Here is a 15,119-nt window from a genome sequence, read left to right as displayed (position 1 = left end):
GCTTAAAAAAATTCAAAACAAGACCTTGAAAAAATAGAGTCGAAAATTCTGAGGTCTCTAGAGTTCAACTTTTTATTCAAAGTGTCGCTATATATATTTTTTTAAACTTCTTCTTCGATTTTGTTTGTGAAGAGTCCTCTTGTCAGGGGGGCTGTTGCTCTCTGATGTGTTTTATTCAAGTACGCGGTTGTTTTAGATCTGAATATTGATTGATTGGTAAGAGCAAAAGGACAGATTTTTAAGATAAATGACGTTATTTTAGAAATATACGATGCCATAAAGTCAAAAATTTATCTGCAACGGATTAGAGAGATGTACCGGCTTTTTGTACAATACTTTGCTAAACAATCAGCTCTGGCTTTCCATTTGCTTATTTTTATTCTGTGATGTTGTAAAAACACTGCTCTTTGAGGTGTGGGGATATAGGGCGTATAAATCTCCTTGATATATTCTAAGTGTTTTTTAAGTGCGTAGCGAATATTTAGGGGAATGCATGTTTGTTGAGCCTTAAGTTTCAAGTGAATTTCATGAGTGATTCGTCATAGGAATACGTCAAGAAACCCCTAATTGTTTAGAGGCTAGATCATTTCATTACTTGAGGGTGGGGAGAGGAGGTTAATCTTAAAGAACAAAAAGATAAAATAGAGAGGGGATATAGGGATAATCTTTGGGGCATGTAAGAAAGGCGTGAGGCTACAGAGTTTTGGATGCTTTTCTTTTTGGGATTATGTTTTCTGCGATTGATTGTGGTTTCTTGTTGCATCAATGGCTTACCCCGCTATTGACGCGGGGCTTTTATATGTGCGGATAAAGAGGAGGGGTGACAGATGCTTTTGAAGCCCTCATGCATGAAGAGAGGGCTTATGCAAATGATGGGAATTATACAGACAATTTTGCCAAAATCTCATCACTGACATCAAAATTTGCATAAACATTTTGCACATCATCATCTTCTTCTAATGTTGAAATTAGTCGTAAAACAGACAAAGCTTTTTCTTCATCTATTGGTGCAAGGGTGGTGGCTTTCCAAATCGTTTTAATCGATTCTGCTTCACCAAGTTTTGCTTCAAGTGTTTTGGAAACTTCACCAATATCTTCAAATGCGCAGGTAATATGATGTCCGGTTTCTTCTGATTGCACATCTTCGGCACCGGCTTCAATTGCTGCATCCATGATGTTATCGGCTGTTCCTGCTTCTGGCTTATAGACTATTTCACCAATCCGATTAAACATGAAACTGACCGATCCTGTTTCCCCTAAGGCTCCTCCTGATTTTGTGAAGGCGGCGCGCACATTTGAAGCGGTGCGGTTGCGGTTATCAGTTAAAGCTTCAACAATGACGGCAACGCCGCCTGGTCCATAGCCCTCATAGCGTACTTCATCATAATTTTCGACATCGGCGCCTGACGCTTTTTTAATCGCGCGTTCAATATTATCTTTCGGCATCGATTGTGCTTTGGCATTTTGAACAGCCAGCCTTAAACGTGGGTTCATGGCTGGATCAGGAGCACCTTGTTTTGCTGCTACGGTAATTTCGCGCGCAAGCTTAGAAAATATTTTCGAGCGCATTGCATCTTGACGCCCTTTACGGTGCATAATATTCTTAAATTGTGAATGGCCTGCCATAGTTTTCCTTCCTATTTGAGGGCTTTTTTGCCAGTTGGATACTCCTTAGAATTTAAGGCGATAAAGCACGCATCCCACCAGAATAAATGTGCCACAGCATGAGGTGAAATAATCGAATAAACCCTTTATAAGAAAATTCATCTTAAAGGTAAAGACACCTTAGTTGAGGATCATTACAAGAGAGATCTCTTGTCGTTGAGCAAAAATAACGCTATAACAGAATGTAATCTCATAGCAAAATGGTTTATTCCATGCCGCACTTTGTTTTAGGAGTGGTTGGAGAGACCTAAACATATAAAAAAGTTCCAGTGCTCTTGAGTGGGCGGTAACCTGCCTCATAGAAGAGGCGCAGAAGAGGATTTATAAAAATGGCAACGCAACTTTTGATGCCCAAAGCAACAGCTGTTTGGTTGGTTGATAATACAGCTCTTTCTTTTGATCAGATTGCAGAATTTTGTAAATTGCATGTCTTGGAAGTAAAAGCTATTGCCGATGGTGATGCGGCTTATGGTATTAAAGGTTTAGATCCGATTAGTTCTGGGCAATTGACGCGCAGTGAAATTGCACGGGTGGAGGCTGATCAAAACGCACGATTGAAAATTTCTCAATCTAGGGTGCATATTCCTGAAAAAAAACGTAAAGGGGCGCGCTATATCCCTCTTTCTCGACGCCAAGATCGTCCCAATGGTATCCTATGGTTGGTGACGAACCATCCCGAGTTGAAAGATGCACAAATTGCACGGTTGATTGGGACAACAAAAGCGACAATTGAACAAATCCGCCTTAGAACCCATTGGAATAGTGCGAATTTGGTTCCTCTTGATCCTGTAGGGCTTGGTTTGTGTTCGCAAATCGATTTAGATTTTGAGCTCCAGCGTGCGGCGAAAAATCGTCCTGTTGCTGCAGAAGAAGATAGGTCGTTGCTTCCCGCTTCTGTGACGGAAAACGCTGCTCTAGAGGAAAATGAGAGTGAAGAAAATCTGCATAAGACTTTTGACGCTGATAAAGTTTTTGCAAAGCTGAACGCGCTGCAAAAAAATCGTCAAGATCAAGATGATGCATAAAAAGCCATGACGCATAAGGGAAACATTTTTTATGGAAATGTTAGAGGAATGGCCAAAGAGAAGAAAAATTGGCAGAGACTCAAAAGTAAAAATGAGGACGAAAAAACAGAAAAAATTTCTTCTTCATTAGGAATTAACGGTTATTCTTAAAAATATTTTTAAGAATTGACCCTTCTTTACGAAATTCAAGGAGAAACGGACTATGCGCTCTACCAAAAAAACCATCTCTCATTCCTTAGCTATCCTCTTTCTTTTCTCACTATGCCTGGGTGGGTGTGGCAAAAAAAATGTTGGTGCACTTAACGGTATGAATGGCGCTTATATGAATGATGCTGGTTTGAATCAGATGTCACCAGGTTCAGGACAAGAATTTACGGTTAATGTGGGTGATCGCGTGTTTTTTGGTCTCGATTCTTCTTCACTTGATGCTGATGCTGAACGTATTTTAACGCGCCAAGCAGAATGGTTGCTTCATTATCCTTATTATTCTATTATGATCGAAGGTCATGCTGATGAGAGGGGAACACGTGAATATAACTTGGCACTTGGACAGCGCCGTGCTGTTGCTGTGCGAAACTATTTGGTGTCTCTTGGTGTGTCCGCACAACGGATTCAAACAATTTCTTACGGAAAAGAAAGACCTGTAGCAGTATGTGATGATATTTCCTGTTGGAATCAAAATCGACGTGCTGTGACAACGTTGAATGACATGAATAGTCATTAAAAAGAAGATTGTTTGTTTCAACTATTTAATAAGCTCTTAAGGGGAAAAAAGAATGTATCGTAAAATCAATTGGAAAACACTCTTTTATATGGGGGTTTTCATAGCTTGTTCTACTTCACTTGTTCAAAGTGCGGCACGAAAGGCTTCCGAATATCCTGCACATGATACGGATAAAGTTGATGCAGTTGATAAGGCAACTGATGACGTGAAGAAAGCACCTGAAGCAGCCGATAAAGCAGCATCTGATGCGGCGGAAAAAGCCACTGATGCTGTTGATAAGGCTGTTGATGCTGTGAAGGAAGCACCTGAAGCAGCTGATAAAGCAGCATCTGATGTGATAGAAAAAGCCACTGACGCTGTTGATAAGGCTGTTGATGCTGTGAAGGAAGCACCTGAAGCAGCCGATAAAGCAGCATCTGATGCGGCGGAAAAAGCCACTGACGCTGTTGATAAGGCTGTTGATGCTGTGAAGGAAGCACCTGAAGCAGCTGATAAAGCAGCATCTGATGTGATAGAAAAAGCCACTGACGCTGTTGATAAGGCTGTTGATGCTGTGAAGGAAGCACCTGAAGCAGCTGATAAAGCAGCATCTGATGTGATAGAAAAAGCCACTGACGCTGTTGATAAGGCTGTTGATGCAGTGAAGAAAGCACCTGAAGCAGCTGATAAAGCAGCATCTGATGCAGCGGAAAAAACCACTGACGCTGTTAATAAGACTGTCAATGCTGTGAAGGAAGCACCTGAAGCAGCCGATAAAGCAGCATCTAGCGCGGCGGAAAAAGCCACTGACGCTGTTGATAAGGCTGTCGATGCAGTGAAGGAAGCGCCTGAAGCAGCTGATAAAGCAGCATCTGATGTGATAGAAAAAGCTACTAGTGTTGCGGAGCACCAAGGGATTATTTTAGAGAATCAACAGGCTTTATTTAAAGATTATGATTTAGATAAGCTTTTGCATAAGATACGAATGGTGCTTGAGCATAACAGTTTAAAAAATGTTAACAAGCAGTTTCACGAGCTTTTTGATACAGAAGCCTCTTCTGTTTATTCTTGTTCTTTTGAAAAGTCTGCTGTAGATGAAAAATCTCAGACTGTAAAAGAAGAGATGGAGCAGGACTATAGTACAGGTGACCAGACAAAGGTTGCTGCTGTGGAAGCTAAGGTGGAGAGCCATGACCATGAAAACAGTCAACCTTTTAACAAAGCGCATGAAGTAAGTGCTCCAATTGAAGCACATCAGAGTGACAATCTTTCTTCTTCTAAAGCTTTGTATAAGGAAGGGTATGATTTTATTCGTTCTGCTAACTATGTTGATGCTGAAAAAAGCTTTTGCGCTTTTCAAAATCGTTACAAAAAAGATCCTTTGAGTGATGATGCTTTATTTTGGTTGGCCGAATCTTTGTTGGGGCAAAAACGCTATCATGAAGCAGCACAAGTTTATCTTACCGCATGGTATGCAGATAAAAAGAAGCTCTATACCTCGGAGATTTTACTGAAATTAGCAAGAAGTATGGTCGCTCTTGAGCCAAATAAAGACGATTGTGCTCATTTTGTGAAAAAATCAAAACGTCAACAAACATTAGCATCTGTTTTTTGTAAACCTGCAAAATAAACAGCGAGGTCGTTTTCGGTGTGCGTTAGACTGGCAAGAAATCTCTTTAAAACATCGGATTTTATTCAATGTCAGAAGTTGATTCTTGCCGTCTCAGGGGGAAGTGATTCTTTGGCTTTGATGTTTTTGGTCAAAGAGCATTTGGAAACTCTCGCATTTCCTCCAGAAATGATTGTTGTCACGGTTGATCATCAATTGCGTAAAGAATCGATGCGTGAAGCAGAAACTGTTGCGAAAATTTGTCGTGTCCATGATATTCAACATATCACTGTGCGATGGGAAGGCGAAAAGCCAAAGACGCATATTGCTTCCAGCGCGCGTGTTGCACGCTATGATCTCTTGGTTAAAGAAGCACAAAAACAAGGCGCATCACTTATTATGACGGGGCATACACTCAATGATCAGGTTGAGACCTATCAAATGCGGTATCAACGTCTCCAAAAGAATAGAGGTGCTTTATATAGTGGAGCTGTTGCCATGCGCGATGAGGTTTATGCCAGTGGTTTTGCTGGTATTTTGCGCGGTGAAGCCGAGGGTATACGTGATGAGGATCATACCAGAAAAACAAGAAAAAATATTGCCGAAAAAAACTATGGTCCCCTCTATGAACGTGGTTTATCCTGTATTCCGCGTGAGGCGCTGTTGCATAGAAAAGTGCGTTTGATTCGGCCACTCCTTGGTGTAAAACGCCAAACATTACGGAATTATTTACGCTTACAAGGACAAACATGGATTGATGATCCAACCAATGAAGATCGCAATTTTGAACGTGTGCGCGTGCGTCAATCTCTTTCTCCACAAAAATTGGCTTATATTGCTCAAAAAATAAATGAAGCCGCATTGCAGCGTCGTCAACACGCGCAAAATATTGCTGATTTGATCTTAGCACTGGATATTACTGTCCAACATGGACGTTGTTTCATAGCAAAGCCTGCGCTATTTTTACAGAAACATTCCAGTTTTCCTTTCGTGGTGGGGCTCTTTGCTGTGCTGATGGGAGGGGGATTTTATTTGCTCCCCAATCAGAAATTAAGCATGCTTGTTCAAAAACTCTGTCTCGATTCTCCAGAAAAGCGGCGTTTTACTTATGCGGGCTCTGTTATTGAATATAACAAGCAGGGAATTTCTTTGTGGCGTGAAGGGCGAAATATGAAAGAGGCTATTGTTGAGCCAGATAAAACTTTTATATGGGATGGGCGCTATCATATCACAAATCATGGATATGAGGCTATAAAGGTTGGAGCCGCAAATTTAGAACAGCTGAAATTTTTATTAAAAAATAGCGATTTTGAGCTTGAAAAGCCTCATTTTCCCTCTTTACAATCGCTGCTGATGATCTCAAATCATAAAGGGTATGATATTCCAGAGTTGATTTCTCAAGCAGTTGTTCATAAACATGTTATCGTCAAGCGGATTATGGCACCTTTCGATTGGCTTTCCTCACGAGAAGATGCAGCCTTGGTGAATGTTGTGGAACCTTTTTTTAATATTGAGGTGAAAAGATAAAGGAAAATTACTCTAAAAGAAAATAAACAGCTTCTCATCCCTTGGCAAGGGGCTGACAAGGTTATATGTTAAGGGGAACTGTTTGAAATCTATATTTGATTAAGTGGGCTGAATATGAATTCCAATTACCGCTCTCTCCTTATTTGGGGAGTTATTGCATTGATTTTGATTGTGTCGTTTTCTCTCTTTAATGGAGATAGCCAACGTTCTGGTGGTGGAGAAGTCTCCTATTCTGAATTTTTGCAAAAAGTTGAGAATAATGAGTTGAAATCTGTGACCATTCAAGGTCAAAAATTAACAGGAAAAACCATTGAACATAGAACTATTTCAACCTATGCTCCTCGCGATCCAGGTTTGATACAAAAATTGGAAAGCAAAAACGTTAATGTTAAAGCTATTCCTGAAAGCTCTGGAAATAGCATTTTCCTCAATCTCCTCTTTTCCTTATTACCTGTTATTATTATCGTGGGGGCGTGGGTCTTTTTTATGCGGCAAATGCAAAATGGATCACGCGGTGCAATGGGATTTGGGAAATCGAAAGCAAGATTGCTTAATGAAGCGCAAGGACGTATTACCTTTAAAGATGTTGCTGGCGTTGAAGAAGCAAAGCAAGATCTTCAAGAAATTGTTGAATTTTTACGCGAACCACAAAAATTTCAACGCTTAGGGGGGCGTATCCCACGCGGTGTTTTGCTTGTTGGTCCTCCAGGAACCGGTAAAACTTTGCTAGCACGTTCTGTGGCCGGTGAAGCCAATGTGCCATTCTTTACCATTTCAGGGTCTGATTTTGTGGAAATGTTTGTTGGTGTTGGGGCAAGCCGTGTGCGCGATATGTTCGAACAGGCTAAAAAAAATGCACCTTGTATTATCTTTATTGATGAAATCGATGCTGTTGGGCGCCATAGGGGGGCTGGTCTTGGCGGTGGAAACGATGAACGTGAACAGACCTTAAACCAGTTGCTTGTCGAAATGGATGGGTTTGAGCCCAATGAAAGTATTATTCTTATTGCCGCAACAAACCGTCCCGATGTGCTTGATCCCGCTTTGTTAAGACCAGGGCGTTTCGACCGACAAGTTGTTGTGCCAAACCCTGATGTTTCTGGGCGTGAACAAATCTTGAAAGTGCATGTGCGCAACGTGCCTTTAGCGCCTAACGTTGATTTGAAAATTTTGGCAAGGGGAACACCAGGATTTTCCGGTGCAGACCTGATGAATCTGGTCAATGAAGCTGCTCTTATGGCTGCGAGCCGTAATAAAAGAGTTGTCACGATGCAAGAATTCGAAGATGCCAAAGATAAGGTGATGATGGGGGCTGAACGTCGTTCAACCGCTATGACACAAGAGGAAAAAGAACTCACTGCTTATCACGAAGCAGGACATGCTATTGTGGCTCTTAATGTGCCGGTTGCTGATCCTGTTCACAAAGCAACAATCGTTCCAAGGGGAAGAGCATTGGGAATGGTGATGCAATTGCCTGAAGGCGATCGCTATTCTATGAGTTATCGGTGGATGATTTCTCGTTTGGCTATTATGATGGGTGGACGTGTGGCTGAAGAATTAAAGTTTGGAAAGGAAAATATCACATCTGGTGCTTCTTCTGATATTGAACAAGCAACGAAATTAGCTCGCGCGATGATCACACGGTGGGGATTTTCTGATCTGCTTGGAAATGTAGCTTATGGCGATAACCAAGATGAAGTCTTTTTGGGTCATTCTGTTGCGCGAACACAAAATGTCTCTGAAGAAACAGCGCGCATGATTGATATGGAAGTGCGTAAGCTTATTGATGATGCCTATAAAAATGCGACAAACATTTTGAAAACAAAAAGAAAAGAATGGTTTGCTTTGGCACAAGGTTTGTTGGAATATGAGACTTTAACGGGAGCTGAAATTAACGAAGTTATTGCAGGAAAGCCTCCTTCACGCACACAGAAAGATGAGGGTGCTGCGCCACGGGGGTCTTCTGTTCCAAAAACTGGAAAAATGAAGACAGAGACAACAGTGGTAGATGAAAAAAACGCTGAAGCAGCCCCTAAAACAGTGCTTCATAAAGCAGAGACAGATAAAGGCGAAGCAGGCAAAGCAGAGGCAGCTGTTGGGAAAAAAACAGCAAAATCCGGTAATGTTGGGCCTAAGGAGGCTCAGTCTAAAGAAGTGCAATCGGATGAGACTGAGAAAAAAGCGCAAAGCACAAAAGGCACCACAAAATCAGTCAACCGCTCTAAAAGTAATGCTGAAAAGAAGTCCAATACTGCGGGACATGATAAAGAAAAATAAGAACTGTTTAATATCGCTTGAGTGACGATGTTTTAGGAAAACTTCTAAATTCTTTGAGAAAGGCGCAAGTTTTGTTTGCGCCTTTCTTGTAATATTTGCAAAAATATGGAAGCAAAAAATTAAGCAAAGCCGTTGTATGATGGCGGCTTTAGCATGCTACAAGGCGAGGTGGACTGTTGCTTTTCTAATGTGGTAGGGGGGTGTAAGGTTAGGCGATAGATTTCCTTGCTGATTTGGTAGGGTATGAGGTTTGGTGCTGGATTTCTTTACGGATTTAGCAAGGGTGTGAAATTATCCGTTGGTTGTGTTAAAGGGATGTATAGAGCATTTTGAGGAGATAATATTGCTTTTATGTGTAAGGGTGTAAACATAATTGCTTGAGAGTAGTTTAGATGTGTAGATGGTGAATAGGGGGCTTGATTGTCTAAATGCATGAAGATTTAAGATCAATGATCTGATTTTATACGGGGAGAGGAGGACTATTGTACCAAGGGGGCTTGTTAGGGTTTTAAGGAAAAGCCAAGGGAAGAATTATATATTAAAGGAAAGAGGCATGGTGCAAAAATATTTTGGTACAGATGGAATTCGGGGGAAAGCCAATTCATTTCCTATGACACCCGATTTTGCCATGAAGGTGGGGATGGCTGTAGGGGTTTTATTTCGCTCACAACATCAATCTCATCGTGTGGTGATTGGCAAGGATACACGATTATCGGGCTATATGTTGGAAAACGCTTTGGTTTCAGGATTGACTGCTGCGGGGATGGAAGCTTTTTTATTGGGGCCAGTGCCAACGCCTGCTGTTGCAATGCTTTGCCGCTCTTTGCGCGCGGATCTTGGGGTGATGATTTCTGCTTCTCATAATCCGTTCTATGATAATGGAATTAAACTTTTTGGTCCTGATGGTTTTAAGCTTTCAGATGATATGGAAGCGAAAATTGAACAATTGATCGATACAGATCTTTCAAAGTCTTTAGCAAGTTCTGCCGAAATTGGTTATGCAAAACGGGTTGAGGGAGATATTTATCGTTATATTGAATATGCCAAACGAACTTTGCCGCGTGATGTTCGCTTAGATACTGTGCGTATTGTTGTGGATTGTGCCAATGGGGCTACTTATAAAGCGGCTCCCCGTGCTTTATGGGAATTGGGGGCTGAGGTTTTTGCTATTCATGATGAGCCCAATGGGACCAATATTAATCAAAAATGTGGATCAACCGATTTAAGCTCTTTAAAACGAAAAGTGCATGAAGTGCGTGCTGATGTGGGGATTGCTCTTGATGGAGATGGAGATCGGGTTCTCATTGTTGATGAAAAAGCACAAACGGTTGATGGAGATCAGTTAATTGCTGTAATTGCTGAAAATTGGCATAAAATGGGACGATTACGGTGCAATGGTGTTGTCACAACGATTATGTCAAATCTTGGACTAGAGCGTTTCTTGAATAGCAAAGGGTTGCACCTTGTAAGGACAAAAGTTGGAGATCGTTATGTTGTCGATGCCATGCGCCAAAAGGGATATAATGTTGGTGGTGAGGCTTCTGGCCATATCGTGCTTAGTGATTTTGGTACAACGGGTGATGGCTTGGTGGCTGCATTGCAGATTTTAGCCTGTATGAAGGAAAGTCAAAGCCCTATGAGCCAATTGTGTAAACGGTTTGAACCTGTACCGCAAATTTTAAAAAATGTAACGATTAAAAATAAAAATGTCTTGAAAAAAAATCCCGTCAAAGCGGCCATTGATCAAGCAGAGAAGCGGTTGGGAAAAGAGGCAAGGCTGGTGATCCGCGCTTCTGGAACTGAGCCGGTTATCCGCCTTATGGCTGAAGGCGATGCACGAGAAGTATTGGACACTGTCGTGACAGAGTTGATGGATGTTATTATTCATCATGATGTACGCATGGGGACTGCACTTGAGGAATCTTGAATTTTTTGAAAAAATTATCAGATCATCTTTGAATAAAGGTCTGATTTTAATGCGGGGTTTTGGCAATTACAAAAGGAAAGTCCAATTCTAATAACTACAATGCGTATAGATTTCTCTATAGTTCGTAAGATATGAAAAATATGCCTTTTTTTGATTTTCCTTTTTCTTTTACTTATTCGTAAACCGGTTATTAGTTTAACAGAGTTTGTAGTGGGGGCTTTACCAGCTTACTTATAATCTATTTATATCTGTGTAATAATATACATTATGGATAGATTTATTGGGATAGGTAAGGCCGCTCAAGTTTTGGGTGTTTCGATCAGCACTCTACGCCGTTGGGAATGTGAAGGCAAAATTATTTCTGAGCATACGGCAGGAGGTCACCGCCGTTATGACCTATCCAAGCTTAGATCTGGGCTTTTCATTCGAGAGAACTATCACAAAGAAAAACCATTGCTTATGCGCGTGTATCGAGCCATGATCAAAAAGACGATTTAGAGCGACAAAAACAGGTTCTCGAGCTTTATTGCGCAAGCCAAGGTTGGACTTATGAACTCATCTCTGATTTAGGGTCAGGGATGAATTATCGTAAAAAGGTCTTAAACGTTTATTGGATGCTCTCATTGAAAATGAAATAGGTCGTTTGGTGATTACGCATAAAGATCGTTTATTGCGCTTTGGTGCGGAATTGGTCTTCGCCATTTGTGAAGCCAAACAAGTTGAGGTTGTCATTCTCAATCAAGGAGAAGAAAGCAGTTTTGAAGAAGATTTAGCCAAAGATGTTTTAGAAATTATTACTGTCTTCAGTGCTCGTCTTTATGGAAGTCGTTCGAGAAAAAATCAAAGATTATTAGAGAATGTTCGTCAAGCTGTAGAAGCATCGCAATGATTGTTGCTCACAAAATAGCTCTAGACTTAAACAATAAACAACGAAGCTACATGGCTCGAGCCAGTGGTTGCGCGCGCTTTGCTTATAATTGGGCACTGAAGGAATGGCAGCAGCAATATGAAGCATGGAAGAAAGATAATAATTTACCAAAGCCTAATGACTATGCGCTACGTAGACAATTCAATTCTCTAAAACGAGAACAATTATCCATGGATAATGGAAGTCACTAAAAATGCTCCACAAATGGCAATTATTCAATTGGGTATGGCTTTTAAGAATTTCTTTTCAGGGAGAAGCCGATATCCCACTTTTAGAAAGAAAGGAGTGCACGATCGTTTTACTTTGACCAATGATCAAGTACAGTTGCAAGGTTTCAAGATAAGAATTCCCAAGCTTGGTTGGGTTCGTCTGCGAGAACAATTGCGATTTCAAGGAAAGATCTTGTCAGCAACCATTAGCCGTAAAGCGGATCGGTGGTTTGTAAGTCTTAGCGTTGAAACAGATAATCAAGAGTCACTGAGCGAGAACCAAGCTATTGTTGGTCTTGATTTGGGCATCAATGCACTTGCAACGCTTTCGACAGGAGAAACCATAGGAGGCGTTAAACCTTATAAGGCTTTGCTAAATCGTTTACGGCGCTTATCACGAAGGCTAAGCCGTAAGCAAAAAGGCTCGAGCAATCGTTATAAGGAGAAACAAAAACTCGCTAAGCTTCATGCACGGATAAGTAATATCAGAACAGATCATTTGCATAAGGTTACAACAGATTTAATTCAGCGTTTTGGTACATTTTGTCTGGAAGATCTTCATGTAAAAGGCTTGCTGAAAAATAAGCATTTATCGCGTGCCCTTGCAGATCAAAGTTTTTTCGAGTTTCGCCGTCAATTGCAATATAAGGCGGCACGTTATGGTCGACAGATTGTTATTGCAGATCGTTGGTATGCGAGCAGTAAGATCTGCCATCATTGCGGATGTAAGATTGAACAATTGCCTCTTAACATACGTGAGTGGAGATGTTCTCATTGTGGTACGAACCATGATAGAGACATTAATGCCGCGATTAATTTAAAAAACTTGGCGGTGAGTTCCACCGTGTCAGCCTGTGGAGAGGAAGGCTCTGGCCAATGTCCTGTGACTTTGGTGAAACCAGCCTCGAAGAAGCAGGAAATCAACAGTATATTTAATCAGAAATGATTATATTTACATAAGTTTGATAGAACGGGAGTTTAAGTGTTATTCATTCTTTTTACTGGACATACAGCGGGTGCAGCGCCCCATGAACATCAAACAGCAATGAGTATTGTGGTTATATCATCTTGATGTTTTTAAGTGCCGCTGCCAATTGGAGATATGATACGCTCCTATTACGTTTAGCTCCTCCTAATTATGAACTTATACTTTTCCAATAATTAGTAGAATAATGAGAAAGAGATGAGAATGATCAATTTTTTTCACGATAGTTCTAATATTTATAAAGTAAAAAAAGCTATGTGATGTAAAAATAATGAACATTTTTTGGATTTTGGAAGGGTACACTCTATATTCATTTACAATTTTAAGATTTAAACATAAAAGGATTGAAACCTTCTATAATACTGGTACGACTGAAGGGATTAGAACCGCCCATGCTCAAAAATTAAAGCGTATTCTAAGTGCTCTTGAAGGAGATGTATCGCCAAAAGATTTTGAGTTATCCGTCTTTTTGATTACATCTGCTAAAGGGTGATTTCAAGGATTATTAGTCAATTACTGTAAATGGAAATTGTCGCGTAATATTTCGCTTTGATAGCATAGATGTCGAAATGGTTGATTATCTGGATTATCATCAAAAAGGAGATCTAAACAATGATGAAGAATCCTTCACATCCCAGTGAATTATTGCGAGAAGATGTGATCAAAGAGCTTGGTTTATCCTTTAATGAAGCAGCAGAGTAGCTTGGTATATCTCGTGTAGCACTTTCTAGAGTTTTAAATGGAAAAGCCGCTATGAGTGCTAATCTTGCTATTAGGCTTGAAATGGCTGGTGTAAGCACAGCACGTGCTTGGCTTGCTATGCAAACAAATTATGATCTATCAAAAGCAATTTTTTAACAACAGTCTCATGATCAAGATTGCATAAAAGAGTTTCAAATGGCAGTTAAGTTTTTGCAACAGAGACAACAGGAGAAAATCAACGCAATAGCGCGTGCAAGATCAATAGATATGATACGGTAAGGGCAAGGATAAAGCCTTATGCTGTATAAGCCCTATTAAGCCATATGACAAAAGAGAGCTAATCAAAAGAGTTTAATATGGGTGTGACAAAAGACGTTGTACGAACCCACATGATAGGACGTAAAAAAGAAGCTGGTGAAATATTAGCAAGTTTAGGACTTACGGTGTCTGATTTTATCCGGATTGCTTTAACTAAAGTTGTTTATGAAAAAGGATTGCTATTTGATATGTATATTCCTTATGCGGAAACAATTAAACTTTTGAGAAAAGTGACAAGGGTTAAGAGAAGTGACAAGGGTTAAGAGATATAGCTGAAGATAGGTAAGATTTGTTTTGTCATTTGGATATTTGATATTTCTGATCATTCACTTCAAATGAGCTTTTCATTTACATCATTATCGTTATGGGTGTTTTCCGTATATTGAATGATGTATGCAAACCGTGATTGAAATGGCAGCTTATTGAATTTCTGTGAAAGAAGAAGGCATATCGCCTGAATAATTATTTGATATTGTTTCTTTTATTGCTACTCATTCAGATGTTGGTGGTTTTATGCAAGGAATGAGGTGAAGCCAAGGAAAGTTAGGTTTAAAAGCATAAGAGTAAAAGTGGGGGATATAAGGTTATACCCTTTTGGGGTGGTCAAAATATTCCGGTGTTGATCGAAGATATTTACAGTCAATCATCTTGAGGTAATTTGACAAAATCAGAGAGGAATGCATTGAAGAAAAATTTAACTGCGCCTTGATGAATATCGAAAAGAATAATAATGGATAAGGCACATAAAGCAGGACCTCGTATATTAAAAGGTGTTTGTGAAGCTTTTGTCTGAAGCTAAAGGTAAAACTGATACTAAATTTTGTATCGATATTCCTGCAAATATTGATGTCAAAAAAAAATCAGAAAAAATATAGGGTTATAGATATCATTTTCGGCACGTTTTGGTTTTCCTGTGGGGCGCATTCGTGATTGGGAATGGGGATGATATTTTTACTTCTTTTTACTTGTTGTTTTCGATTATTGACACTGAACTTGAAGCGATTAATCGTGTTTTTAAGAAAGCTCTATTGGTATAGTTTTTGCTTATAAAAAAGGGTGTGAGGGGTAGCGTTTTTTTAAAAAGCATCACGGCGTTTGAAAGGATCGTAATAGATTTCTGTTACACGAAATTTGCCTTCAAGGCGTTTACATTGGATGATGACATCAATCATCGAGATTAATAAGCCGCGGATATCATCGCGTGCTAAATTACCACCACCGTCACTTTCTTTGACTAAAAGGGT

At 40.2% G+C, this 15,119-nt stretch carries 10 protein-coding genes and 3 pseudogenes; 11 read left to right on the top strand and 2 right to left on the bottom strand.

All coding sequences use genetic code 11. The annotated features are described in order from the left end of the window. Positions 1 to 879: 879 nt before the first annotated feature. On the bottom strand, positions 880 to 1,626 hold the full coding sequence (locus ACFINM_RS03925; protein WP_375620979.1) for a YebC/PmpR family DNA-binding transcriptional regulator: 747 nt from the start codon (positions 1,624 to 1,626) through the stop codon (positions 880 to 882). A gap of 368 nt (positions 1,627 to 1,994) precedes the next feature. Here ACFINM_RS03925 and ACFINM_RS03920 point away from each other — a divergent pair, with 368 nt between their 5' ends. The 11 genes and pseudogenes from ACFINM_RS03920 (at position 1,995) to ACFINM_RS03870 (ending at position 14,138) form a co-directional block, all read left to right on the top strand. Further along, complete coding sequence (locus ACFINM_RS03920; protein ID WP_375611764.1) at positions 1,995 to 2,690, top strand: DUF1013 domain-containing protein; 696 nt, start codon at positions 1,995 to 1,997, stop codon at positions 2,688 to 2,690. Between the two features lie 202 nt (positions 2,691 to 2,892). After that, positions 2,893 to 3,414 (top strand): peptidoglycan-associated lipoprotein Pal, encoded by a 522-nt coding sequence (pal, locus tag ACFINM_RS03915; RefSeq protein ID WP_273790460.1) that lies wholly within the window; start codon positions 2,893 to 2,895, stop codon positions 3,412 to 3,414. Between the two features lie 52 nt (positions 3,415 to 3,466). Next, a complete protein-coding gene (locus ACFINM_RS03910; RefSeq protein WP_375640577.1) occupies positions 3,467 to 5,023 on the top strand; it encodes a tol-pal system protein in 1,557 nt (518 codons plus the stop codon). 18 nt (positions 5,024 to 5,041) lie between these two features. Further along, the gene (gene tilS / locus ACFINM_RS03905; RefSeq protein WP_375640573.1) at positions 5,042 to 6,529 is read left to right on the top strand and encodes a tRNA lysidine(34) synthetase TilS; all 1,488 of its coding nucleotides are present in this window, start codon (positions 5,042 to 5,044) and stop codon (positions 6,527 to 6,529) included. A gap of 114 nt (positions 6,530 to 6,643) precedes the next feature. Continuing rightward, on the top strand, positions 6,644 to 8,806 hold the full coding sequence (ftsH, locus tag ACFINM_RS03900; protein ID WP_375640570.1) for an ATP-dependent zinc metalloprotease FtsH: 2,163 nt from the start codon (positions 6,644 to 6,646) through the stop codon (positions 8,804 to 8,806). A gap of 553 nt (positions 8,807 to 9,359) precedes the next feature. Beyond that, positions 9,360 to 10,733: a phosphoglucosamine mutase gene (gene glmM, locus ACFINM_RS03895; RefSeq protein ID WP_375611769.1), complete on the top strand. Its 1,374-nt coding sequence runs from the start codon at positions 9,360 to 9,362 to the stop codon at positions 10,731 to 10,733. Positions 10,734 to 11,000: 267 nt separating this feature from the next. Beyond that, a pseudogene (locus ACFINM_RS03890) lies at positions 11,001 to 11,622 on the top strand (IS607 family transposase). 50 nt (positions 11,623 to 11,672) lie between these two features. Continuing rightward, complete coding sequence (locus tag ACFINM_RS03885) at positions 11,673 to 11,852, top strand: helix-turn-helix domain-containing protein (protein WP_375640566.1); 180 nt, start codon at positions 11,673 to 11,675, stop codon at positions 11,850 to 11,852. Further along, the gene (locus ACFINM_RS03880) at positions 11,839 to 12,816 is read left to right on the top strand and encodes an RNA-guided endonuclease InsQ/TnpB family protein (protein ID WP_375640561.1); all 978 of its coding nucleotides are present in this window, start codon (positions 11,839 to 11,841) and stop codon (positions 12,814 to 12,816) included. The genes ACFINM_RS03885 and ACFINM_RS03880 overlap by 14 nt, the downstream gene beginning before the upstream one ends. Before the next feature lie 651 nt (positions 12,817 to 13,467). Further along, positions 13,468 to 13,713, top strand: a pseudogene (locus ACFINM_RS03875) (HigA family addiction module antitoxin). A 200-nt stretch (positions 13,714 to 13,913) separates the two neighbouring features. Further along, positions 13,914 to 14,138: a type II toxin-antitoxin system RelB/DinJ family antitoxin gene (locus tag ACFINM_RS03870; RefSeq protein WP_375640557.1), complete on the top strand. Its 225-nt coding sequence runs from the start codon at positions 13,914 to 13,916 to the stop codon at positions 14,136 to 14,138. 813 nt (positions 14,139 to 14,951) lie between these two features. Here ACFINM_RS03870 and ACFINM_RS03865 read toward each other — a convergent pair. Further along, a pseudogene (locus tag ACFINM_RS03865) lies at positions 14,952 to 15,119 on the bottom strand (P-type DNA transfer ATPase VirB11); the annotation flags it as partial.

The organism is Bartonella sp. AA168HLJHH (assembly GCF_042197365.1).
Lineage (GTDB): Bacteria > Pseudomonadota > Alphaproteobacteria > Rhizobiales > Rhizobiaceae > Bartonella.
Note: the sequence above shows the minus strand (reverse complement) of the source record. Positions and strands in the feature narration are given on the sequence as shown.